The following is a 21,922-nucleotide window of genomic DNA, read 5'->3' as shown; positions in this document are numbered from 1 at the left end:
TCAGATCGCCTCTACGGCCTTCACCAGAAGGTCACGGACCTCGCCCGCGACGGCCGTCAGGTCAGCGTTTTCTATCGCCTGCATCGACGCCACCGGGTCGACGGCACTGACCTCAACGCCGCCCTCAACCTCGCGCAGGATGACATTGCAGGGAAGCATCGCACCGACCCGCGGCTCGATCTCGATGGCAGAGTAGGCCATTTTCGGGTTGCACGCACCAAGGATGCGATAGGACGGCATCTCGACATCGAGCTTCTTTTTCATCGTCACTTTGACGTCGATCTCGGTCAGTACGCCGAAGCCGTGGTCCGCAAGGGCTTGGCGAGTGCGGGCGTCAATGTTGTCGAAAGTCGAGTCTTTGAATTTGCGATTGATGGTGTAGCTCACTGCAATGATATCCTTATTGGTGGGTTTGGAAGACGCTGACTTGGAAAGGCTGCATCGAAATGGCTCAAGCGCGGCCATCCCAGTGGAGTCGTCGCGCGATCCGCGCCTGTGTATCTGCGCTGCATGCTATAGTACTTTGTCACTGCCTTCTTGATACACATCAAGGTCTGCGCGCCGTTTCGCTCATATAATCAAAGCGGAATAGGTGGTCGCAGTCGATGCCGCGCAAAAGGAGTTACAGGATGAAATTTAGGAATAAGGCGATTGTCCCGGGCATGGCGGGTGCGCTCAGCGTCGCCGCGACGTCGGCGATGGCAGAGGTCGGGGAAATCCCGGGTCGAAACAGCTTTTACGATCATGGACATGACATGATGTGGGGCAGTAGCCAGTGGGGAGGGTTTGGAATGATGCTTGGGCCGATCTTCATGATTTTGATCGTTGTCGGGATCGTTGCGGGGATCATATATCTCCTGGGGCTGTCCGGCGCGACCGGACCCGCTTCGAAAAGTCATGCGGCGCATGACCGAGCCCTGTCTGTTCTTAAGGAGCGCTATGCCAAGGGTGAGATCGATTCTACCGAATTCACTGAACGCAAGAAGCTTCTGGCTGAATGATACGTGATGTGTTCTGCCCTTTCATGGCGAGCGCGACCGTAGCGACACTTCTACCCCAGCCTTGAAAGATCAGCATGAAAAGACGCAAGTTCCTGACTTCGACCTCCGCAGCGATCCTGACCGCTGGCGTCCTTTCCCAAACGCCAGCCCAACGCGCCTTTGCACAAGGGCAAACGCCGCAAACGCGCCTCGCCATGCCGCCGCTTCTTGATACGCGGGCGACGGGGCGGCTGTCCCTGACGACGACGTCAGGCAGCAGCAGTTTTTTCGGCGGGCCTGCCACACCGACGGCGGGCTACAATCAGGGGTATCTGGGCCCGACCATCCTGATGCAAAACGGCGATCTCGCGGCCGAGGTGAAGAATACTCTCGACGAGCCCATCAGTACGCATTGGCACGGCCTTCTGGCCCCCGGAGAGCATGACGGCGGCCCCCATCTTGCGATTGCACCCGGTGGCACATGGCAGCCCGAGATGACAATTGCACAGGATCCGGCAACCATCTGGTATCACTCGCACATCCATGAACGAACTTCAGAGCAGGTTTACTATGGACTGGCCGGGGTCATCCACGTGACGGACGGGCAGGACGATGCGCGCGGTCTGCCCTCCACATACGGGATCGACGATCTGACGCTCGTTTTACAGGATCGACGCTTCGATGCATCGGGACGCATGGTCTATAACCCGTCCATGATGGACGTAATGCACGGGTTTGCCGGGAACCGGATGCTCGTCAATGGTCAGGCGGGCGCGACGGCCGTCGTGCCGCAGGGGATCGTGCGCTTACGCCTGCTCAACGGCTCGAATGCCCGCATCTACACGCTGTTTTTCGACGATATGCGCGCGATGCATCTGGTAGCGACGGATGGCGGTTTCCTCCCTACGCCTGTTTCAATCGACACTCTGCGCCTTGCGCCCGGTGAAAGGGCCGAGATCCTTGTCGATTTCGCCGGAGACAAAGCGCCGATATTGATGAGTGATCCGGGCCAAGCCTACGGCATCCTGCAGTTCGACACTGACACGACGCTCGCCACGCGGATTATTCGCCTGCCAGACCAACTGGACGGTGCACCCGAGGACCTGTCGGGTGCCGAGATTGCAACCACCAGGCAGGTCTCGCTCGACATGGGCATGGGCGGCATGATGATGGGCGGCGGTGGCTTTGCCATCAACGGGCGCCCCTACGAGATGGACCGGATCGATTTCGAGGTCGCCCGAGGAACCGTGGAACGCTGGCAAATCCGCAGCAGCATGGTCGCGCATCCGTTTCACGTCCATGGTGTGCGGTTTAGGGTCGTGACCGAGAACGGCGGCCCTCCGCGACCCGAGAACACCGGCTGGAAAGACACCGTACTGGTGCCTGGCGAGGCCGAGATCCTCGCCCGGTTCGATCAGCCCGCCAGCCGCGAGACACCGTTCATGTTTCACTGCCATATCCTCGAGCATGAAGATGCTGGTATGATGGGCCAGTTCACCGTTACCTGACGTTCGCACCGTGCGGACTGCAATACGAAAGCTCCAACAGAACCGATGACTGAACCCCTTCTTGTCAGTGAACCGCAACTACGCCTCATCGTGTTTCTCGGCGTTCTGGTGGCGATGGCCCTATGGGAACTTGCAGCACCCCGGCGCAGGCGAGAAATTCCGCGGGTGATCCGCTGGACGAACAATATGGCCCTCGTTGTAATCGATACTATTGTCCTGCGTTTGAGTTTCCCGATCCTCGCAGTCGGATTGGCCATGATCGCTCAGGACCGCGGCTGGGGGCTGTTCAATGTCATCGAAGCGCCGGGGTGGGTTGCGGTTCTGGTCTCGATCGTCGTGCTTGATCTGGCCATCTATCTGCAGCACGTCATGTTCCATGCGGTGCCCGTGTTGTGGCGGTTGCACCGTATGCATCACGCTGACCTCGAGTTTGATGTCACCACGGGCTTGCGGTTTCATCCGGTTGAAATTTTGCTGTCGATGGGGATCAAGCTGGCTGTAGTTATGGCTTTGGGCCCGCCTGCTGTGGCAGTGTTAATCTTCGAGGTCCTGTTGAACGCAACTGCGATGTTCAACCACTCCAATATCCGGCTGCCGATACTTGTCGACCGTTTCCTCCGCTTGGTTGTGGTCACGCCAGATATGCACCGCGTCCATCATTCGATCATACCGGAGGAGACTAACAGCAATTTTGGCTTCAACCTTCCTTGGTGGGACAGGTTGCTTGGGACCTACAAGGCGCAGCCAAAAGCCGGGCACGATGGTATGTCGATCGGGATCGAACAATTCCGGACAACGCGTGACCTATGGCTCGATCGGATGCTGGTTCAGCCGGTCAAAGGCCCGGCAAGCGGCTATCCGATCAATCGTGATACGCGAAAGAAATCTTAACCGAAATTGCCGCCGGTCGTGTCTTGACCATCAACTGTCTAAACTGTTCGAGGAAAGACAGAACGTAGGAAACGGAAGACTTGCCTGTATGCCAGTCGGCATGACGAACTCACCCGTTGTTCGATCCATCCCAGTGAAACAAAGCTCAGTCGAACTTTAGCGAGCCAACATGCAAAAAGCAGACATTGGCGCAAGCGCAGCGAATTCACACTTTGTCCCGCACTTCCGGCCCTGATGCACTGCGCAGAGAAGGTCTGGTTCGAGCCCAAAATCGCTGATGCTGCGTGTTTGCTGAATGTCTGCTATCAGGAGCAGTGTCAAAAACCTTCAGCAACGGCTTAGGTTTTGAGTGAGGTTTTTGTTAGCGTAGAATGTGACCGCTGCACGCGGGGGGGGCGCATCATCATGGCGCAGCCTGCGAAACGTCAAAAATCCAGTCAGTAACGGTTTTCAGAACATCCCCCTCGTAGGCATCACGCCCCGCCAGGATGAACCTTGCCTGCGCCATAAGCGGAATTTGATCCGGCAGTTGGTAGTTAAGATAGCTGGCCGACATCAGCGAATGGGTCGCGTTCGGCACAAGATGAAATGCACTAAGCGGATGCACAGCTTTCAAAAGCTGCGTGTAGACAGCGATGGTTTCCTGCGGGTCAACGTTAAGGTCTTCGGCACCTGACAGAACCAGAATTGGCAAGGCCAATTTGGCGATGTTGTCGCGGGCATCCTCCCTGTAGTTCAATTGCACAAAACGAAACCTGTCTGCTGACAGAAACCTGTTCTTCGGCCGAATTGCAGCGCGGTAATCCGCATATGTTGCGTCGGACCCGAACCACTCCCTCTGTTCCTGCGCTTGTCGCGGCAGTTCGGCCGCGATCTGCGCCGATGTCTGACCTTCGCGCGTTAGCCGAATGGTGGTGTAGTATCGCCCCTGAGCCTGCCAGTTGATAGCGCCGCCCATCAAGACCAGAAATGAGGCATCATCCGTCAGCGCGGGGACGCGCGGCAAAACCCAGCCAGCCTGTGAAAACCCAAGCAGACCGATGGTGCGGTCTTGGAAGCCCGCGACCTGCCGCACCGCGGCGAGGGCGGCAACAGTCTCATTGGCCCGGTCGGTCATGGACTGATGCAGCCAATTTCCCGTGGAAGCACCCACACCCGGCTTGTCCCAACTGAACACCGAAACTCCGGCGTCTAGCAGCGTGTTGACGAGCGGCAGATATCCATCGGCGGACCATCGGTCCTGCGCGCCGTCGCCATGGATCAAAAGCACGGTGGGACCATCGACAGACGCAGTGATCAACGTTCCTTCCAGCCTGTTGCCGCTGTCGCTAAACGAGACGGTTTGCTGCGCAACCGCCGGCAACTCAAAATCGGTGATGCGCGAAAATGCGACGATTGAACCGAGACCGAACAAGACAATTGCGCCAAGACCGGCAGAGATCAACAGCAAACGGCGCATATCAGATAACACCGGGCGTCAGGGCGTTACGCACAAAGGACATCAGTGCCTCGACATCTCGCTTACGTGGCTTTTTTCCGGTCAGCCCGATCCGCAGCGCGAACCCCTCGATAGTATCGATGACCAGACCGGCAATCTCTGGTGCGCGGTTGGCGTCTGCGCTGCTTTGCGAGAGCGCCTTTGTCAGCGTATTGACCAGCAGTGCCCGGTTACCGCTGAACAGGTCCTCTATCGCCGGATTGCGCAGGGCTTCGGAAGTGATCTCGACGGTCAGGACCGCCGAAACGGGGTCGGCGCAATACAGAAAGTAGCTTTTGACGAAGGTATCAATGGCCTTGTGCGGGTCGGCGCATTTGGCGACTTGCGCCACGATGTCATCCACTCCTGCCGTTTCGATCTGCGCAATCTCGGCGATCAGATCGTCACGGCCCGGAAAGTGGTTGTAGAGGTTCCCGACACTCACCCCAGCGTGTTTCGCGATGTCGCGCATTCCCGTTCGGGCAAGCCCCTTTTCGACAAAACAGGTGATTGCCGTCTCGACCAGCAGTGCGCGGCGCGCGCGTGTCGTTTCGTCGCGGTTGGTCCGCTGGGGCACCTCATCTACCATGTTGACCCTTTCATTCGCACATGTGCAGACTATCCAGTGAACAGTCGTTCACCGAATCAATAGCAGAGGTATGCGGAAATGAAAATGCACAAACCCGGGGTTCACGGCTTTGCCTGCGGCTTTCGTTCGGATGAGGAGTGTCGGGCATGACCATTGATGCGATCGTAGATACCTTTGCCACCTCGTCATTGATGGCCATCGTCGGCGCGATATTTCTGATAAACTTGGCCCTTACAGTCGGAGAAGTTATTCTCGATCTGATCACCCACAAGGAGCGGCGTTGGAAGGACACGGCGGCGAACTGCGCAATCTTCGTTGTCGGGCAGGTGCTTGAGGGAACCGTGTTTGCGTCAATCGGACTGATCGGACTGCTGCCATTTTATTGGCTGGTGCCTTGGGAAATCCCGATGCTCTGGTGGACATGGATCATCGCCTTTGTCGCGGCGGATTTTACCTACTATTGGCTGCACCGGATCGAGCACGAGCGTCGCATCCTCTGGGCCAGTCACAGCGTTCACCATTCGTCAGAGGACTATAACCTGACGGTCGGCTTTCGGCTCAGTTGGATCGAGGGTCTGTTCGAATGGATATTCCTGATCCCGATGATTCTGCTGGGGTTCAACCCGTTTCAGGCCATCATCGGCCTTGTTCTGGTGGCGCAGTATCAGCACTGGGTTCATACTGAGCGCGTGCGCAAACTGGGTTGGCTGGATGAGGTATTCAACACCCCTTCGGTCCACCGCGTCCATCATGGATCGAACCGAAAATACCTAGACAAGAATTACGGTGGCGTGCTGATCATCTGGGACAAGCTGTTCGGCACGTTCCAGCGCGAGGAAGATGCGGTCATCTATGGGTTGACCGAGAACATCGAGACCAACAATCCGGTCACAATTAACTTCATCGAATACCGCTACATCCTGCGCGACCTGCGCCGGTGCCGGACATGGAACGATCGGTTGCGCATCTGCTTTGGGCGTCTGACCTGGCGTCCGATTTATTTCAGATCGCAGGACAAATAGCAGAACAGCTTGAAAACATGGATTTTGGAACGCGTTTCTGACACTGGCAGAAACCACCTTTTTCGCCGTGACCTCTACTCTAGCTTTCTGCACCCTTAGCGTTTCGACGCGTTTCAAGAAGATAATCGAGTACGTCGCCATTGGCGTCGAGCGCGCGCCACAGCCGGTGCTTTTTGCCACGGATTGTGATCATACCTTCGTCCAGGTGCCTCTTGCCGCGTTCGGTCGCGGTCGATCCCGACGGATGCAATCTGCGAAATGCCGACCAAAGCGATTGACCCAAAGCCTGATCGCTTCCCGGCCAACACCTTGGCACTGCCTCAATCTATACTGACGCTGCTGACGTTTATCGCATTGGTATCTCAAACTTCGCCCGGCGGCGTAATCCGTTCAACCAACAACGATCTGCAAGATGTGATAGTTGGTGCGGTTCGTATCAATCACCGAAAATTGCAATTAGAGGTTGGCTGCCCTGTCCGGCTTTTGCACGGAACATGCCGTTGGAGTTGAATGACAGTATGGGCAATCCAGTCCTTCCGACGGCAATTACGCCGCCCGAGCCATCAATTTTAGGCAGATCGACAAAGACCTTCTTGTGTACCGCATCAGCCAACGAGACGTTACCATATTCAATTTGCGCGGCAATATCACGAGCAACGCACATCCGAATGAACGCTTCGCCGTGACCTGTAGCTGACACTGCGCATGTGGCATTGTCCGCATAGGTGCCTGAACCGATCAGTGGCGTGTCACCGACGCGGCCGGGGTGTTTGTTCGTCATGCCACCGGTTGACGTTGCCGCGGCGAGGGTCCCCCGGATATCGCGCGCGACAGCCCCAACCGTGCCATATTTGAAATCGCTGTGATCTAGCGAAACTGTGGCCGCTTCCTTTGCCTGCATAAGTTGCTCGCGCCGGTGCGGGGTGTCGAAATAACTGGGGCCGACCATTTGGAAACCGTGTTGAAGGGCAAATCTTTCTGCACCATCTCCGGCTAAAATGACATGGTCAGAGTTTTCAAGAATACATCGCGCCAGCGAAATCGGATGGGCGATGTGGCCGACGTTGATGACCGCCCCGGCCTGCAGGTCGGACCCGCGCATTATTGCCGCATCGAGCTCAAAGGTAGCGTCGCTGGTCAAAACACTACCGCGACCGGCATTGAACAGCGGGTCGAGCTCCAACGCCTTTACCACCGCCTCGACAGCGTCCAGGGCATCCGCGCCCTGGTCCAGCAGCGTCGTTCCAATTTCGAGCACCCGAGCAAGGGCCGCTCGAAATACGGTCTCTTTTTCAGGGGTGATCCGATCGCGCGAAATTTGACCGGCACCTCCATGCAGCGCGATTGCCCATTCCTGCTCTGACATACGAAGGTCCTTTCAGTTGGTCACCGGAGCTGGGTCGATGTTTACACAGATGCCTATCAGCACCCAATGCAAACTCGACATGGCAAGTGTGCAATTGGCATTGGCGTTGTGGCCTGAACAGAGGCTAAATTCTGCATTGGATCTGGATCGGAGTGAGGCAGATGGAAATTCTAATATCCGTAGATATTGAAGGTGTCGCTGGCGTCACTGAGCGGGTGCAACAATCAAAGGGTAACCCCGAATACGAGTTTGCGCGCCGCTTGATGACTGGGGAGGCGAACGCCGCTGCGCGCGGCGCATTTGCGGCTGGGGCCGACAAGGTTACGATTGTCGATTCACATGGATCTATGTGCAACATGATCTGCGAAGACCTGCATCCCGGGGCGCGCTTGATCTCGGGCAAGCCAAGGCCGTTTTCGATGATCGAAGGGGTGCATGAAGGTTGCGCGGGTATCGTGTTGATTGGCTGGCACGCCCGTGCGGGGGCGTTCGGACAGTTTGCCCATACCATCAGTAGCGCGGCCTTTCGCAGCATCACGATGAATGGTGTTGGCGTTGGAGAGGCAACACTTTTCGCGGGATATGCGGCATCACTGGGTGTACCGTTTCTGGCGACCAGTGGTGACAATTTCTACGAGGCGGAAATCGCTGATCAATTCCCTGATACGCGGTTCATTCGGGTGAAAGATGCTGTGGGGGCCTATAGTGCCAATTCGCTGTCGCCTGAAAAATCCCGTCTGCTGATCGAGGACGGCGTAAAACATGCAGTGTCTAATATCGGCCGTACCCGTCCGTCCAGCCCGATCGCGCTGCCGTTGAATGCGATAGTCGAACTGAGAAGTCAGCATCTGGCGGATTGCGCTACGATGATCTCGAATATCAAACGTGAAGCGGCTGAAACGGTGTCTTTTGTGTCTGAGGACTGGGCAAGTGCCATTCAGACACTTGCCGCTATTTCATTGATGGTTCCTGCAGCGAAGCCTTGAGGGCGGATTTGGTGGTCCGACGCAAGACATCTAGGATTTTCGAGGTCAGCGGATTTGCGACGTTGCGCCGGAAAAACATACGTATTTCCATTTCAGTATCCCAGACCCCATCACCAACCGGGATCAGTGTATGATCCTTAACGGCCTGTTTTGCGCCGTTTTCGGGCAGCCAAAGGATACCGGAGGTGGTCGCTGAAAATTTGAGTAGGAAATCAGCGGTCGGACTTTCAACAACGTGGTTACGCGGCGCCATGTCTGTTTCAGAGTTCTTGAGGACACATGATGTAATCTGGGCAAAATAGCCATCGTTGGAATAGGCTAACAGGGGAATGGGAACGTCCCCGTGTGGATTGTGCGCCGCTTTGCCGGCTTCGTCGGTGGTTGAGTATAGCCGAAAGCGTTCCGTCCCGAGGGTCAGCCATTCGACAAGGTTGGTGTCCATCAGCAGCGGCACCTCGCGGTGGTAATATTGTACGACAAGATCAATTTCGGCGCTTGTCAGGTCGTCGATCATGTCATGAAACTTTTCAGTCCCGACGCGCAGCGTGAAGGGCTGCATCGTTGTCGCCAGTCTAGAATACCAACCAGGCAGGAAGGTAAGGACAAGATTACTGGCGGCGGCAATCTTTATGTCAGGTTTGAAATCAATTGTGGATTTCGCAAATGCGGCTTTGTTACGGTAAAGCTCAGCTAGAACCGAACTTGCAGTTTCTCGAAACTGAAGGCCATCGACCGTCAGCGTGATTGGATAGGTTCGCCGGTCTACCAAATCTGTTCCAAGCCACCGTTCCAGTGCCCGAATCCGGCGACCAAAAGCAGGTTGGGTGACATTCCGCTCTTCCGCAGAGCGTGAGAAATTATGTGTTCGCGCCAAAGACAGGAAGTCTTCGATCCACTTTATTTCCATTCATTTTACCTTTGTTTGTCTAGCGAAACCAATTGGTTGATCGTCGCATGGGGCAGTAAAGCACTTTAGTTCGGCCAAGGTGACCAACTATGCGTAATCGGCATAGTTCATGTGCTAACGGCTTTGGTCAAGCCGATCTTCCTGTGCGTAAGCTCCTTCAAATTATCAAGGGCAGCCGATCTCGAAAGCGGCGACTACCCAGTTTTGGAGGCGATTATGGAAGACCAGCTGTTGGCTGAAATACGGGATCTTTGTGTCTCGTTCGAAACGTCATCGGGACGTATCGAGGCCGTCAAATCGCTGGACTTCCAATTGAAGCACGGCGAGACGGTTGCCATCGTCGGCGAGTCCGGATCGGGTAAATCTGTCACGTCTCTCGGCATGATGCGTCTTGTCGAGAACGGCGGCGGTGTCATCGACAAGGGACAGATGCAGTTCCGCTTGCGATCCGGCGAAGCAGTCGATCTGGCACGCCTGAGCGATGACCGCATGCGGTCCATTCGTGGTGACGAAATTGCGATGATATTTCAGGAGCCCATGACATCGCTGAACCCGGTTTTTGTTGTTGGTGACCAGATCATGGAAGCAATCATGACGCACCAGGATGTCAGCCGCGACAAGGCATATGATATTGCGATCGATATGCTGCAAACGGTTCGCATCCCAGATGCCAGCACCGTGATGAAGCGACATCCGCATCAGCTATCGGGGGGTATGCGTCAGCGCGTCATGATCGCAATGGCGCTGTGTTGTCAGCCGCAGCTTTTGATCGCGGATGAACCAACCACAGCACTTGATGTGACTGTACAGGCACAGATTTTGCTGTTGCTACGGACAATTCAAAAAGACCTCGGGATGACCATCCTGTTTATTACCCATGACATGGGCGTGGTGGCAGAAATTGCTGACCGGGTGATTGTGATGTATCGCGGCGAGAAGGTCGAAGAAGGACCGGTCGCCGAAATTTTCGCAAACCCCCAGCATTCTTATACAAAGTCTCTTTTGGCTGCGGCGCCCCGGCTTGGTTCTATGCGGGGCATTGACGGACCGCTGCCTTTTGGAGCGTCGCCCGGCGCTCATGGACCTGCGATCGCGCCGGTCGCTGACGCAACGTCTCAGCCGCTTTTGAGTGTGCGGGGCCTAACCACCCGATTTGACGTAGACCGCTCGTTCTTCGGCAAGGTGCGCTCCCGTGTTCATGCGGTAGAAAAACTGGATTTTGACCTGTGGCCCCAAGAGACACTTGCAATCGTTGGCGAGTCCGGTTGCGGCAAGTCAACAACGGGACGATCGATCCTGCGGCTGGTCGAAGCCCAGTGCGACAAGCTGATTTTCGATGGGCAGGATATGTCCCGGCTAACACACCAGAAAATGCAGCTGTTGCGGCGGGATATCCAGCTGGTTTTCCAGGACCCCTATGCGTCACTTAACCCACGCCTGACGGTGGGCTTTTCAATTGCCGAACCGATGTTGGTTCACAAGACCGCCAAGGGACGTGATGTAGATGATCGTGTTGCCTGGCTGTTGGAGCAGGTCGGTCTGCCACCCGAGGCCGCGCAGCGCTATCCACATGAATTTTCAGGCGGGCAGCGGCAGCGTATCTGCATTGCCCGCGCGCTAAGCACAAATCCCAAGTTGATTATCGCAGACGAGTCCGTTTCGGCACTGGATGTGTCAATTCAGGCGCAGATCATCAACTTGATGATGGACATCCAAAAACAGTTCAACGTCAGCTTCTTGTTCATCTCTCATGACATGGCGGTCGTCGAACGTATGAGCCACCGGGTGGCCGTGATGTATCTTGGGCAAATTGTTGAGATAGGCACCCGCCGGCAGGTATTTGAAAGCCCGCAACATGCCTACACCAAGCATCTGCTGGCCTCTGCACCGGTCCCCGACCCACTGTTCGTCCGCAAACCAACCATGCTTGATCAGAGCGAAATGCCCAGCCCGATCAGGTCTGTTGATGATGCGCCCCAGGTCGCCCCGCTTGTGGAGGTCGCGGCGGGACATCTTGTGGCCCAACACAGTGTCGGTGGCCGCTACTGAGCGGACAAGTATTACCAAACAAAAAAAACGACCAAATCACCAACTTAGGAGGAATAACAATGAATATATGGCTTAAACCCAGCCTTATGGCCTGTGCGCTGAGCGCCGGACTGTTGAGTTCAACCGCGGTCTTGGCGCAAGATCTGAATATTGCAATTCATGCGACCATTTCCCATTTCGACCCGCAGGATTCCAATAACTCGATCGATTATATCGCGCAGGGGGGGATATTTCAGCGCCTGATCGGTTTTGACGAGCACCTCAACATTGTTCCCGAACTGGCAGAAAGCTGGGAAGCAAACGAGGCGGCCACCGAATTCACTTTCAAGTTGAGAAAAGGTGTCAGGTTTCATGACGGCACCGATTTCAACGCTAACGCTGTGAAAGTAAATATTGAGCGCATGGCGGATCAGTCGCTCAATCTGAAACGTAACAGTTTGATGAAGAACGTAGATCGCGTCGAGGTGATCGACAGCGAAACAGTCAAGATCATCCTGAAAGAACCGTTTGGCGCCATGATCGCCACCATTGCCCACCCTTCGGTGGTCATGCATAGCCCTGCCGCATTGGAAAAATGGGGCAAGGACGTATCGAAAAACCCCGTAGGGACCGGGCCTTTTAAGTATTCTGAATGGGTTCCCGGTGAGCGGATCACCATGGTGAAGAATGACGACTACTGGGAAGAAGGCTGGCCCAAGGTCGATAAGGTCACTCTTTTCCCGGTATCCGAAAGCGGCACACGTGTGGCGATGCTGAGATCAGACGAAGTGCAATATGTCTTTACGCTGCCACCTGAACTGGCCGAGGCCGTGAAGGAAGCCGATGGGTATATTGTAAATGAGAAAGACGGCATCCGCGTCTGGACCGCGTCCATGAACCTGCTCAAAGACAAGTTCAAAGATGTCCGCGTGCGCCAAGCCTTTAACTACGCCTTCAATAACAAGGCCTTTGTCAAGGTCATGTATTCTGGTCACGGGGCGGAGCCGACCTCGTCTATTGCCCCGAATACAGCACATTATTCCGCGCAGGAGCCGTATAACTTTGACCTCGAAAAAGCCCGCGCCCTGATGAAGGAAGCGGGGTATGAAAATGGTATGGACGTGGAAATCTGGGGGCAGAACTCGACCGCAGGTGTTCGTCTGCTTCAATTCCTGAAACAGCAGCTTTCGCAGATTAACGTGAATGCCAAAATTGTGCCTATGGAATCCGCGACACGATCACAAAAAGTATTTCGGATCGAAAGCCCTGAAGAGGCCGAATACGATATGGTTATCGGTGGTTGGTCGCCCTCTACTGGTGACGCCGATTGGCATATCCGCCCTGTATATGGCAAAGAAGGCTGGATTCCGCAGATCTACAACATGGCGTTCTATGAGAACCCTACCGTAGAGGAAAACATCCAGGCAGCATTGAACACTGCGGATAATGAGAAGCGCGCCGAAGCCTACAAGATCGCGCAGGAACATATCTGGAAAGATGCGCCTGTTGTATGGCTTGGGACCGACAATGTGCTAAGCGCGCAGTCCGAAAAGGTAGATGGTCTGTTTATCACGCCGGACGGTCACCTTTCCTATAACTACGCCGAATTTAAATAACTAAATCCGGTCAAGGAGCCGCCTCTTCGTAGGCGGCTCCAACAGTTAGGAGTGGAACTGAATGTTTCAGTATATTTCGAGACGGGTACTCTCTCTTGTACCAGTCGTTTTTCTGATTTCTGTGTTCGTGTTTCTGTTCGTGCATGCGCTGCCTGGCGACCCCGCTCGTATGATTGCGGGCGAAACCGCAACCATTGCAGATGTGGAAGCGGTGCGTCGGTCTCTCAGCCTGGATGATCCGCTGATCATGCAATACCTGCGGTTCGTGAGCAACGTTCTGCAAGGCGAACTTGGCACGTCCTTTCGAACTCAAGAACCTGTAGCAGAGGTATTGTGGCGCGCGTTTTGGCCAACATTCTGGCTGGCAAGCGCGGCTTTGGGCTGGTCCTTGGTCATTGGGTTGCTGCTCGGGGTTTTTTCGGCGGTACGACGCGGTTCTATTGCTGATAATGCTGGCATGGTTCTTGCGATTTCAGGAATATCGATGCCAAACTTTTGGCTTGGGCTTTTGCTGATTGAAATCTTTGCGGTGAATCTCGGGTGGTTTGGAACCAGTGGATTCGACGAACCGATTGATCTTGTGCTCCCCTCTATCACCTTGGGTTCGGGCGTGGCCGCCGTAATGGCGCGCTTTACCCGGTCCGCTATGATTGATGTTAACCGAGAAGATTATGTGCGCACTGCACGTGCCAAAGGACTGTCGGAAAAGGTTGTCGTTTGGAAGCACACGCTGCGCAATGCGTTGATCCCTGTGGTCACAATGATTGGTCTGCAATTTGGCTTTTTGCTGGGCGGGTCGATCGTTGTCGAGCGCGTATTCCGCTGGCCTGGACTTGGTTCGATCTTGATTGAGGCAATCCAGTATCGCGATTACGCGGTGGTTCAGGCCGAGATCCTGTTGTTTTCTCTGCAATTTCTGCTGATTAGCCTGCTGGTCGACGTGCTATATGCCGTGATCAATCCAACAATCAGATACAAATAAGTTTGGACGTCGATATGTCGGTTACTACAGATACACCTCTGCCCAGAAAGCTCTCGGTACGTTCACCGCTAAGTGAGTTTGTGCGCAAGATGCGCAACCAACGTGTAGCGCTGGTTGCCGGGTCGTTCATCTTACTCATGTTGGTTGCGGCCGTGGTTTCACCTTATGTGCTGAGCTTTGGGCCACAGGATTTCGACTATGATAACATCTTGTCGAAACCCAACCTGCTACACCCGGCCGGTACTGATGAATTCGGACGCGATATCCTTGCCCGTTTGCTCGAAGGGGCCAAGCTCTCGCTTTTCATCGGATTTACGTCGGTGACAGTCGGTGCGTTGATCGGCGTGGCCTTTGGGTTGATTGCCGGCTTTTACGGTGGCTACATCGACGCATTTATCATGCGAATATGCGACGTCTTGTTCGCCTTTCCCGGTATCCTGCTGGCCATTGGGATCGTCGCCATCCTGGGCCCGGGTCTGGGTAATGTGATTGTTGCGGTCGCGGTTTTCAGTGTGCCGATCTTTGCGCGGATCGTGCGCAGTGGGACGTTGGCGCTGAAACAAGCCACATATGTCGAAAGTGCGCGTGCGGTGGGCGCGTCAAACAGCGTTTTGATGTTCCGTCACATTCTTCCCGGGGTCGCATCAAACGTGATCATCTACTTTACCATGCGTATGGGTACTTCGATCCTGACAGCAGCAAGCCTGAGTTTCATCGGATTAGGGGTTGAACCATCAATCCCCGAATGGGGTGCGATGCTTTCTACGGGCCGAGAATATATGATGGCCGGTGAATGGCACGTTACGTTCTTTCCGGGGATGGCAATTTTTCTTACTGTCCTGAGTTTCAATATATTGGGTGATGGTTTGCGCGATGCATTGGACCCCAAGATCGACCTAAACTAGGATACCATGACAAAATATTCAATTCTACCGGGGCCGAATAACCGCATTTCGGATGTGGATGGTGTAAAAGTCGGCCATACGCAGAACCTGCGCGGCACAGCCCGAACGGGTGTGACGGCAATCAGGTTTCATGACGGCAATCATTATCTAAAGAGGCCCTTTGCAGGCTGTGCTATCATCAATGGCTTTAGCAAGGCATTGGGTCTGACCCAGCTTGCCGAACTGGGAGAGATCGAAACGCCTTTACTCCTGACCAACACTTTTGGTGTTCATGCCTGCGCACAGGAATTGATTGACTGCGCCATCGCTGAAAACCCTCGGATCGGGCGCGGTCATCCAACGGTCAACCCGCTTGTGTTGGAATGCAACGACGGATCAGTGAACGATATCCAGAAGATTGGCGTGGACAGGCAGATGGCTCGTGACGCCCTGCAAGCCTGTGCGCCCGAAGTAGAACAGGGGACCGTGGGGGCAGGCACTGGCATGCGTACCTTTGGCCATGCAGGTGGTATCGGCACGGCATCACGTCGGGTGCATATCGAAGATGCCGGCAATTTTACCATCGGGGCGCTGGTTCTTGCTAATTTTGGTGATCCCAGGCAGATGCGGGACAAGGAGGGCGGGCTGCGCCTTGGCGAACTTCCCCATGTTGAAGACAAGGGATCGATCGTTATTGTCATCGCTGTGGATGCGCCGCTAAATTCCAATCAGCTTTCCCGCGTTGCCCGCCGTTCGGCTGCGGGACTGGGCCGGTTGGGCAGCTTTTACGGTCATGGCAGTGGGGACATCGCCGTTGCTGTTTCGACAAAAAACATGACCGATTATTCGGCCAAAAGATCGGTTACCCCAGCAGAGCACTTGCGCAATGACCGTCTTGACGGTTTTTTTCTCGCAACTGCCGATTTGGTGGAGGAAGCCGTTATCAATGCTTTGAATGCGAGCGTGCCGTTCGAAGGTTGGGACGGCAGCGTTCTACCCAAGTTCGGGGTGCAACCTGACGAGAGGCAGCATCCTGTTGCGGAAGTTAGGCAGGCGAAATTTAAGTAGACTTGCGTCTTGGGGCTCAGGTCAGTTTTGTTCTTGATGCTCCATCCTGCTTTTCAGTGTGAGCGGCCGGCAAAAAGGGGTGATTTAGACATCGCCTCTATTTTAGCTGATCCAGCTTCTCAATCATCATCGTGTAGGCATGAAACATGTATTTGGGATGCGCGGCGTTACGATCAGACTTTGCGAGCCAAAGGCCAGTCGACAGCAAAGAGTTGCCGCTAAATGTGCGCTGAACGACCGTTAGGTTTCTCGCTGGATCGATCAGCATATAGTGACCCCCGTAGCCGTCCGTCCAAACCGTGTTACTGTTCTCATCGATCCACCAAATGTATCCCGATGCGGTATACCGACCGCTGTTGTTCAAAGCACTTAGCGGAGACGTGCTGAGCGTAATCCAGTCTGCAGGCACGACCTGTTTGCCATCCCACATCCCATTATTGGCCACCATTGCACCGATCCGGGCAAAGTCGCGCGCACTTGTATACATATAATACATATCGTGTTGAGAGCCATTGGTTGGCATAAACCATGGATCACCCATCACGACGTTATTTGCGTCAAAATCCTGCATGCCAAGGGGTTCTGCAAGGTTGTCCTGCATAAACTGGCCAATCGATTGGCCGGTTTCCTGTATGAAGATTGTGCCAAGCGCGTTGTAATCAAAGTTGTTGGAAAAGAAGAACTCGCCAGGCAGATGAGAGCCACGTGCAGGGCGATCTGTGATTTGGCTGTCATGCTCCCCTTCGGCGGGCAGATAAATACCAGAGCGAGCCATTAGTAAGTCGCGAATGGTCGCGGTTTTTTCTTGGTCCGTTAGCGGTGTGTTTTCATCAATATTAAGCTCCGCCAGCGTCATATTTAGGTCGATCAGCCCTTGGTCAATTGCAATACCATAGAGCAGGCTCAACACGGCCTTGCGGGTGGACGCACCATTCATGATGCGTGTGACATCACCATATTCATAAATAGATTCGTTGTTCTGCACTGCCATGATGACGTCGATGTGGGTGCTGTCATTTTCAAAATGATCGTCAATTGCAGCCACAACCTCTGTCGAGAGAATGTCTGATTTTTTCAATTCTACGCCGTAGGCCGGATCAGGGTCCGTGACACGTGGCAGAGCAGAATAGCCTGCCGCGAGGAGTATGATTGCCAGTAAGCTGCAAAGGAGTATTTTCAATGAATTTAACATAGTATAAATTTCCGTTTGGGTCAGGTGCGCAATACTATTCAGCCTATTCTGTGTAAAACTCAACTAAGCAAATACCATTGCAAGAACCGGATATTTTGGATGCTGGTGACATTCTATTTTTTCGGATGACCTGCCTCCTATGACGCCTCCAATTTGTGTACATTCTGCCTAACAAAGATGACGGGTAAATGAATATACGAAACAATTTATTTAGATTTCCGCGCAGAATTGAGCCGGATAGCAGTATGATTTCCACTGAGATTTGAGCCATGTGACCCTTCCCCCAGCGCGATGCGCAACGGGGAGCGGCGGAGTGATACACATGGGACTTTGGAAATATTATTCGACGGATGTCTTTGCGGGAGAAACTATCGGTCCGTGAAATCGCGCGACGCACTGGTTTGTCGCGCAATACGATTACAAAATATCTGAACGCGGGCACGATCGAGCCACAGTTCATGACGCCAGAGCGGCAGAGCAACCTTGATCCTTACGCGGAGAAAGTGGCTGGCTGGTTGAAGACGGAGGTATGCAAGTCTCGCAAGCAGCGGCGGACGCTGAAGCAGCTACTGTCTGTCGCCAGAGTTTTTGGGTCCAAGAGTGGCTTAAACTAAGAGAGGGTTTGGCTCATCTGGTTGGTTTGATTATGCGGCGCTTTGTCTGTGATGCAAGCGTCGCGTTTCGAGTGTCGTACGTTTGATCCGTTCCCGTTGTTTTAGAATGGCTTTGTCGCGGCCAAAGTAGACGTCAGCGGGCGTGACGTTATTCGGGGTCTCGTGATATCGCTGGTGATTGTAGTGGTCGACGAAGGCTTCTCATTGGGCTTCAAGATCACCGGGCAGGACGTAGTTTTTCAGCAAGATGCGGTTCTTCAGGGTCTGGTGCCAGCGCTCGATGTTGCCCTGGGTTTGTGGGTGGTAAGGCGCGCCACGCTAGTGCTTCATGCCTCTGCCTCCGCCAGCTCCCCAGAGACATAACTGGACCCGTTGTCGCTCAGCAGGCGTGGTATGTGGACAACATGCACTTGGTCGCAACGCGACGCTTGCAGCGCCAAGTCCAGCGTTTCTGTCACATCCTCAGCCCGCATCGTCGTGCAGAGGTTCCACGAAACGATGTGCCGACTGTAATCGTCCAGGATCGTGCTGAGGTAAAACCAGCCCCACACTCCCCGCAGTCAGCACCAAAACAAATCACCCCGGCGGGCGTGCCCATCCGAGGTGTCTGAGATCTTCTTTAGCGTCAGCAGGTCTGCTTACCCGTTGGCTTCGCGGATTTTGTCTGCCGCGTCCTTGTCGAACGTCACGCCGCTTTCGGAAAACAGCGCATCCAGCTCGCCCGACAGGGTCATTTCGGTGATGATGTCACAGCCACCGACAAACTCGCCCTTGACGTATAGCTGTGGAATCGTTGGCCAATCCGAGAAATCCTTGATCCCTTGGCGGATGCCATCATCGGCCAATACGTTCACATCGGCAAATTCCACACCCATGTAATTCAGCACCCCGGCCACGCGGCTGGAAAACCCGCACTGCGGCATTTCCTTGGTGCCCTTCATGAACAGCACCACGTCGTTGCTGGTGATCTGTTCTTTGATCCGGCTTGCGGCATCGCTCATGTTATTCATCCTTTGTCTTTGATTTCTTGAACGCGGTGAAATAGCGCCGCGCGTAGGTTTCATCGTCGGCCCAGGGCCGCACATCCACATCCGCCCCCCCAAGGAAAAAGCCCCCCCGGCGGCGCGTCCAGCTTGTGTGCCCTCGCTCAAGGCTTTCGTTGCGCCGGTTGGTGCTGGCGATGGCATCCAGATCGGTCGCTTCCATGCCCAGCGGGGTCTTTTCACCGGCACCTGTAACGGGCGGCTGACGCTGGGCCAACGGGGTATAGATGCCCCGCCGCGCGCGGTGCTGGACATACGCCACAGCGACGAACCCCGCAAACACAGCAGCGATGACCCAGATCCACATGGTCTACTCCGGCGCCTTGGTGGTCAGCGCCAGCGCGTGCAATTCGCCGTTGGACCCGTCCATCTTGCCTTTGAGGGCGGCATAGACGGCGCGCTGCTGCTGTACCCGGTTCATCCCGCGAAAACTTTCGTCGATGACCATAGCGGCCATATGCACCCCGTCATTGCCCTCGACGGTGATTTTCGCCTGCGGAAAGGCGGCGCGGATCAGGTCTTCGATTTCGCTGGCTTGCATGGGCATGGATAGGCTCCGCTTGGTTGTGCAATCTATGTCCCAGATGTAGTGCCGCGCCGCACTGCGTGCAAGCCGAAGCATGGCGGGCCAAACATCTGCGGGTTGTGAGTTGACCTTGCCCCATGTGCCGCGACAGGGTGGGGGCGGACAATGGGCCAGCGAGGATGTGATGGATCAGATACCCGAACAGGCGCTGCGCTGGGTCGAGGCCGGGCAGGGCGCCGTACTGGCCACCGTGATCGAAACCTGGGGCTCGGCCCCGCGCCGGGCGGGCGCGCAGCTTGCAGTGGCAGCAGACGGCACCATGGCGGGCTCGGTTTCGGGCGGCTGTGTTGAAGGGGCCGTGGTGCTTGAGGCGCTCGCGGCGCTGCAGGACGGCCAGACACGTTTGCTGGAGTACGGCGTCAGCGACGGCGATGCCTTTGCAGTGGGGCTGGCCTGTGGCGGCACGATCAAGGTGCTGGTTGAACCCGTGGGTGCCGACGGCATACCGCCTGACATGCTGCGCGATCTGGTGGCGGCGCGCGCGGATCGTGTGCCTGTCGCCTACGAGGTGGCGCTTGACGGCAGTGATCGCGCGCTAACGCGAGATGGCCCCGCAGACCAGTTTAACGCCGACCGGCTTCACGCCGACCGGTTTCGCGCTGACCGCTCTGGCATAGACGACAGCGGCGCGCGCTTTGTCGCCATTCACAACCCGCCACTGCGTCTGATCGTGGTCGGCGCCGTGCATATCGCGCAGCATTTGACACAGATGGCCCGCGCCGCAGGTTTCGACCCGATCGTCGTCGACCCGCGCCCGGCCTTTGCCACGCCCGCCCGGTTTCCCGATGCACGGTTGATCGACGATTGGCCCGACGCCGCACTTAACGCCATTGGCCTCGACGCCCGCTGCGCCGTGGCCCTGCTGACGCATGATCCTAAACTCGACGACCCAGCGCTGCACGTGGCGCTAAACTCCGGCGCTTACTATATCGGCGCACTGGGGTCGTCGCGCACCCAGGCTGCACGCCAGCAACGTCTGACGGACGCCGGCTTCACCCCTGACCAGACCGCCCGTATCCACGGCCCCATCGGGCTCAACATTGGGGCCTCCGGCCCGGCAGAAATCGCGGTCTCGATCCTCGCCGAAATGATCCAAGGGCTGCGCCGTCCATGAAATTTGGACCCACCCCCATCGCAAGGGCCGCAGGGACCACGCTCGCCCACTCGATCGCCCTGCCCAAGGGACGGCTGCGCAAGGGGCATGTGCTGACGGTACAAGACGTCGCGGTGCTGGCGGACATGGGGCTGGATGAAGTCACGGTGGCGCGGCTCGGCCCCGGGGACGTTGACGAAAACGCTGCCGCAGCGCGGCTGGCCGCACGGCTTTGCGGTCCGGGGCTGCGCATGACAGATGCCTTTACAGGCCGCGTTAACCTGCTGGCCGAGGGGGCAGGGGTGGTGACGCTGGACGCCGTAGCGCTGGCGCAGGTCAATGCCGTGGACCCGATGATCACCCTCGCCACCGTGCCCCCCTATCAGCAACTAGCCAAAGGCGGCATGGCTGCCACGATCAAAATCATTTCCTACGCCGTGGCCGACACCGCGCTGCTCAAAGCCTGCGCTGCCGCACCGCAAGGTGCACTGTCGCTTGCCTCGCCCAAGCTGAACAGCGCCACCTTGATCATCACCGAAGTTTCAGGCGGTGCCGGCGACAAGGGCCGCGCAGCGATCGAGGCGCGGCTTACCGCGCTCAACGTAACGCTGGAAAACACCGTCACGGTTCCGCATGATGTCGCCGCGCTGGCCGGGGCGATCTCGGACGCCACAAGCGATCTGATCTTGATCCTTACCGGATCGGCCACCTCTGACCCAAATGACATCGCCCCCGCCGCCCTGCGCGCCGCGGGCGGGCAGGTCGCACGTTTCGGCATGCCGGTCGATCCGGGGAACCTGCTGTTCATTGGCGATCTGCACAACCGCCCGGTGATCGGCCTGCCGGGGTGTGCCCGCTCGCCAGCCCTGAACGGCGCCGACTGGGTGCTGTCGCGCGTCATTTGCGGCATCGCGGTCACCTGCGCCGATATTGCCGGAATGGGTGTGGGCGGCCTGCTCAAGGAAATCCCGACCCGTCCACAACCGCGCGCCCCCCGCACCGCCAAGTAGCGATGCCCTCAAAGTTTGCTATTCTCAACACGCCGCCTGCGTGTTTAACTGCGTTCAACACACGCATTTACCGGGAGGAA

Annotated in this window: 21 protein-coding genes and 3 pseudogenes; 13 read left to right on the top strand and 11 right to left on the bottom strand. The window is 56.0% G+C overall.

Annotated features, from left to right (window positions below; all coding sequences use genetic code 11):
* Window positions 1-387 carry a DUF302 domain-containing protein gene (locus AC1965_RS10010; protein WP_483883727.1) on the bottom strand — a complete coding sequence of 129 codons (387 nt, stop codon included), beginning with the start codon at window positions 385-387 and terminating at the stop codon, window positions 1-3.
* A gap of 242 nt (window positions 388-629) precedes the next feature.
* Here AC1965_RS10010 and AC1965_RS10005 point away from each other — a divergent pair, with 242 nt between their 5' ends.
* The 3 genes from AC1965_RS10005 to AC1965_RS09995 all read left to right on the top strand — a co-directional run bounded on the left by AC1965_RS10005 (window position 630) and on the right by AC1965_RS09995 (window position 3,379).
* On the top strand, window positions 630-1,001 hold the full coding sequence (locus tag AC1965_RS10005; protein ID WP_483883726.1) for an SHOCT domain-containing protein: 372 nt from the start codon (window positions 630-632) through the stop codon (window positions 999-1,001).
* 74 nt (window positions 1,002-1,075) lie between these two features.
* Complete coding sequence (locus AC1965_RS10000; protein ID WP_483883725.1) at window positions 1,076-2,488, top strand: multicopper oxidase family protein; 1,413 nt, start codon at window positions 1,076-1,078, stop codon at window positions 2,486-2,488.
* A 45-nt stretch (window positions 2,489-2,533) separates the two neighbouring features.
* Window positions 2,534-3,379 carry a sterol desaturase family protein gene (locus tag AC1965_RS09995; protein ID WP_483883724.1) on the top strand — a complete coding sequence of 282 codons (846 nt, stop codon included), beginning with the start codon at window positions 2,534-2,536 and terminating at the stop codon, window positions 3,377-3,379.
* A 403-nt stretch (window positions 3,380-3,782) separates the two neighbouring features.
* On the opposite strand, the gene AC1965_RS09990 is transcribed toward AC1965_RS09995, so the two are convergent.
* On the bottom strand, window positions 3,783-4,838 hold the full coding sequence (locus tag AC1965_RS09990; protein ID WP_483883723.1) for an alpha/beta hydrolase family protein: 1,056 nt from the start codon (window positions 4,836-4,838) through the stop codon (window positions 3,783-3,785).
* 1 nt (window position 4,839) lies between these two features.
* Entirely contained in the window at window positions 4,840-5,445 is a 606-nt protein-coding gene (locus AC1965_RS09985) for a TetR/AcrR family transcriptional regulator (protein ID WP_483883722.1), read from the bottom strand.
* A 146-nt stretch (window positions 5,446-5,591) separates the two neighbouring features.
* Here AC1965_RS09985 and AC1965_RS09980 point away from each other — a divergent pair, with 146 nt between their 5' ends.
* On the top strand, window positions 5,592-6,467 hold the full coding sequence (locus AC1965_RS09980) for a sterol desaturase family protein (protein ID WP_483883721.1): 876 nt from the start codon (window positions 5,592-5,594) through the stop codon (window positions 6,465-6,467).
* 88 nt (window positions 6,468-6,555) lie between these two features.
* On the opposite strand, the pseudogene AC1965_RS09975 reads toward AC1965_RS09980, so the two are convergent.
* A pseudogene (locus AC1965_RS09975) lies at window positions 6,556-6,773 on the bottom strand (DDE-type integrase/transposase/recombinase); the annotation flags it as partial.
* A gap of 130 nt (window positions 6,774-6,903) precedes the next feature.
* Entirely contained in the window at window positions 6,904-7,833 is a 930-nt protein-coding gene (locus tag AC1965_RS09970) for an isoaspartyl peptidase/L-asparaginase family protein (protein ID WP_483883720.1), read from the bottom strand.
* Window positions 7,834-7,994: 161 nt separating this feature from the next.
* On the opposite strand from AC1965_RS09970, the gene AC1965_RS09965 reads away from it, so the two are divergent.
* Window positions 7,995-8,819 (top strand): M55 family metallopeptidase, encoded by an 825-nt coding sequence (locus AC1965_RS09965; RefSeq protein ID WP_483883719.1) that lies wholly within the window; start codon window positions 7,995-7,997, stop codon window positions 8,817-8,819.
* Here AC1965_RS09965 and AC1965_RS09960 read toward each other — a convergent pair.
* Window positions 8,785-9,726, bottom strand: a complete 942-nt coding sequence (locus AC1965_RS09960) for a LysR family transcriptional regulator (protein WP_483883718.1) — start codon at window positions 9,724-9,726, stop codon at window positions 8,785-8,787. The two genes, AC1965_RS09965 and AC1965_RS09960, sit on opposite strands and share 35 nt — an antisense overlap.
* A 216-nt stretch (window positions 9,727-9,942) precedes the next feature.
* On the opposite strand from AC1965_RS09960, the gene AC1965_RS09955 reads away from it, so the two are divergent.
* The 5 genes from AC1965_RS09955 to AC1965_RS09935 all read left to right on the top strand — a co-directional run bounded on the left by AC1965_RS09955 (window position 9,943) and on the right by AC1965_RS09935 (window position 16,304).
* Window positions 9,943-11,775 (top strand): ABC transporter ATP-binding protein, encoded by a 1,833-nt coding sequence (locus tag AC1965_RS09955; RefSeq protein WP_483883717.1) that lies wholly within the window; start codon window positions 9,943-9,945, stop codon window positions 11,773-11,775.
* A gap of 59 nt (window positions 11,776-11,834) precedes the next feature.
* The gene (locus AC1965_RS09950) at window positions 11,835-13,370 is read left to right on the top strand and encodes a glutathione ABC transporter substrate-binding protein (protein ID WP_483883716.1); all 1,536 of its coding nucleotides are present in this window, start codon (window positions 11,835-11,837) and stop codon (window positions 13,368-13,370) included.
* Window positions 13,371-13,431: 61 nt separating this feature from the next.
* Window positions 13,432-14,352, top strand: coding sequence for an ABC transporter permease subunit (locus tag AC1965_RS09945; RefSeq protein ID WP_483883715.1), 921 nt, complete (start codon window positions 13,432-13,434; stop codon window positions 14,350-14,352).
* 89 nt (window positions 14,353-14,441) lie between these two features.
* Complete coding sequence (locus AC1965_RS09940) at window positions 14,442-15,257, top strand: ABC transporter permease subunit (protein WP_483883714.1); 816 nt, start codon at window positions 14,442-14,444, stop codon at window positions 15,255-15,257.
* A gap of 54 nt (window positions 15,258-15,311) precedes the next feature.
* Window positions 15,312-16,304: a P1 family peptidase gene (locus AC1965_RS09935; protein ID WP_483883713.1), complete on the top strand. Its 993-nt coding sequence runs from the start codon at window positions 15,312-15,314 to the stop codon at window positions 16,302-16,304.
* Between the two features lie 97 nt (window positions 16,305-16,401).
* Here AC1965_RS09935 and AC1965_RS09930 read toward each other — a convergent pair whose 3' ends face one another.
* The gene (locus tag AC1965_RS09930) at window positions 16,402-17,496 is read right to left on the bottom strand and encodes a serine hydrolase domain-containing protein (RefSeq protein WP_483883712.1); all 1,095 of its coding nucleotides are present in this window, start codon (window positions 17,494-17,496) and stop codon (window positions 16,402-16,404) included.
* Between the two features lie 350 nt (window positions 17,497-17,846).
* On the opposite strand from AC1965_RS09930, the pseudogene AC1965_RS09925 reads away from it, so the two are divergent.
* Window positions 17,847-18,065, top strand: a pseudogene (locus tag AC1965_RS09925) (helix-turn-helix domain-containing protein); the annotation flags it as partial.
* 75 nt (window positions 18,066-18,140) lie between these two features.
* On the opposite strand, the pseudogene AC1965_RS09920 reads toward AC1965_RS09925, so the two are convergent.
* From AC1965_RS09920 to AC1965_RS09905, 4 genes and pseudogenes are all read right to left on the bottom strand, one after another.
* Window positions 18,141-18,658: pseudogene (locus AC1965_RS09920) on the bottom strand (transposase); the annotation flags it as partial.
* 90 nt (window positions 18,659-18,748) lie between these two features.
* Window positions 18,749-19,111 carry a Grx4 family monothiol glutaredoxin gene (grxD, locus tag AC1965_RS09915; protein ID WP_483883711.1) on the bottom strand — a complete coding sequence of 121 codons (363 nt, stop codon included), beginning with the start codon at window positions 19,109-19,111 and terminating at the stop codon, window positions 18,749-18,751.
* A gap of 1 nt (window position 19,112) precedes the next feature.
* Entirely contained in the window at window positions 19,113-19,460 is a 348-nt protein-coding gene (locus AC1965_RS09910; RefSeq protein WP_483883710.1) for a hypothetical protein, read from the bottom strand.
* Between the two features lie 3 nt (window positions 19,461-19,463).
* Window positions 19,464-19,700 carry a BolA/IbaG family iron-sulfur metabolism protein gene (locus tag AC1965_RS09905; protein WP_483883709.1) on the bottom strand — a complete coding sequence of 79 codons (237 nt, stop codon included), beginning with the start codon at window positions 19,698-19,700 and terminating at the stop codon, window positions 19,464-19,466.
* Window positions 19,701-19,863: 163 nt separating this feature from the next.
* On the opposite strand from AC1965_RS09905, the gene AC1965_RS09900 reads away from it, so the two are divergent.
* The gene (locus AC1965_RS09900) at window positions 19,864-20,853 is read left to right on the top strand and encodes an XdhC family protein (protein ID WP_483887024.1); all 990 of its coding nucleotides are present in this window, start codon (window positions 19,864-19,866) and stop codon (window positions 20,851-20,853) included.
* Window positions 20,850-21,842: a molybdopterin-binding protein gene (locus AC1965_RS09895; protein ID WP_483883708.1), complete on the top strand. Its 993-nt coding sequence runs from the start codon at window positions 20,850-20,852 to the stop codon at window positions 21,840-21,842. Before AC1965_RS09900 ends, AC1965_RS09895 begins: the two co-directional genes overlap by 4 nt.
* The last annotated feature ends 80 nt before the right edge of the window (window positions 21,843-21,922 follow it).

It is taken from the genome of Sulfitobacter sp. KMM 9851, assembly GCF_057178245.1.
Note: the sequence above shows the minus strand (reverse complement) of the source record. Positions and strands in the feature narration are given on the sequence as shown.

Excerpts from the sequence above, each read along its gene's own strand:
- AC1965_RS10005 (WP_483883726.1), top strand. The coding sequence starts at position 630 with ATGAAATTTAGGAATAAGGCGATTGTCCCGGGCATGGCGGGTGCGCTC.
- AC1965_RS10000 (WP_483883725.1), top strand. The coding sequence starts at position 1,076 with ATGAAAAGACGCAAGTTCCTGACTTCGACCTCCGCAGCGATCCTGACC.
- AC1965_RS09995 (WP_483883724.1), top strand. The coding sequence starts at position 2,534 with ATGACTGAACCCCTTCTTGTCAGTGAACCGCAACTACGCCTCATCGTG.
- AC1965_RS09990 (WP_483883723.1), bottom strand. The coding sequence starts at position 4,838 with ATGCGCCGTTTGCTGTTGATCTCTGCCGGTCTTGGCGCAATTGTCTTG.
- AC1965_RS09985 (WP_483883722.1), bottom strand. The coding sequence starts at position 5,445 with ATGGTAGATGAGGTGCCCCAGCGGACCAACCGCGACGAAACGACACGC.
- AC1965_RS09980 (WP_483883721.1), top strand. The coding sequence starts at position 5,592 with ATGACCATTGATGCGATCGTAGATACCTTTGCCACCTCGTCATTGATG.
- AC1965_RS09970 (WP_483883720.1), bottom strand. The coding sequence starts at position 7,833 with ATGTCAGAGCAGGAATGGGCAATCGCGCTGCATGGAGGTGCCGGTCAA.
- AC1965_RS09965 (WP_483883719.1), top strand. The coding sequence starts at position 7,995 with ATGGAAATTCTAATATCCGTAGATATTGAAGGTGTCGCTGGCGTCACT.
- AC1965_RS09960 (WP_483883718.1), bottom strand. The coding sequence starts at position 9,726 with ATGGAAATAAAGTGGATCGAAGACTTCCTGTCTTTGGCGCGAACACAT.
- AC1965_RS09955 (WP_483883717.1), top strand. The coding sequence starts at position 9,943 with ATGGAAGACCAGCTGTTGGCTGAAATACGGGATCTTTGTGTCTCGTTC.
- AC1965_RS09950 (WP_483883716.1), top strand. The coding sequence starts at position 11,835 with ATGAATATATGGCTTAAACCCAGCCTTATGGCCTGTGCGCTGAGCGCC.
- AC1965_RS09945 (WP_483883715.1), top strand. The coding sequence starts at position 13,432 with ATGTTTCAGTATATTTCGAGACGGGTACTCTCTCTTGTACCAGTCGTT.
- AC1965_RS09940 (WP_483883714.1), top strand. The coding sequence starts at position 14,442 with ATGCGCAACCAACGTGTAGCGCTGGTTGCCGGGTCGTTCATCTTACTC.
- AC1965_RS09930 (WP_483883712.1), bottom strand. The coding sequence starts at position 17,496 with ATGTTAAATTCATTGAAAATACTCCTTTGCAGCTTACTGGCAATCATA.
- grxD (WP_483883711.1), bottom strand. The coding sequence starts at position 19,111 with ATGAGCGATGCCGCAAGCCGGATCAAAGAACAGATCACCAGCAACGAC.
- AC1965_RS09910 (WP_483883710.1), bottom strand. The coding sequence starts at position 19,460 with ATGTGGATCTGGGTCATCGCTGCTGTGTTTGCGGGGTTCGTCGCTGTG.
- AC1965_RS09905 (WP_483883709.1), bottom strand. The coding sequence starts at position 19,700 with ATGCCCATGCAAGCCAGCGAAATCGAAGACCTGATCCGCGCCGCCTTT.
- AC1965_RS09900 (WP_483887024.1), top strand. The coding sequence starts at position 19,864 with ATGGATCAGATACCCGAACAGGCGCTGCGCTGGGTCGAGGCCGGGCAG.
- AC1965_RS09895 (WP_483883708.1), top strand. The coding sequence starts at position 20,850 with ATGAAATTTGGACCCACCCCCATCGCAAGGGCCGCAGGGACCACGCTC.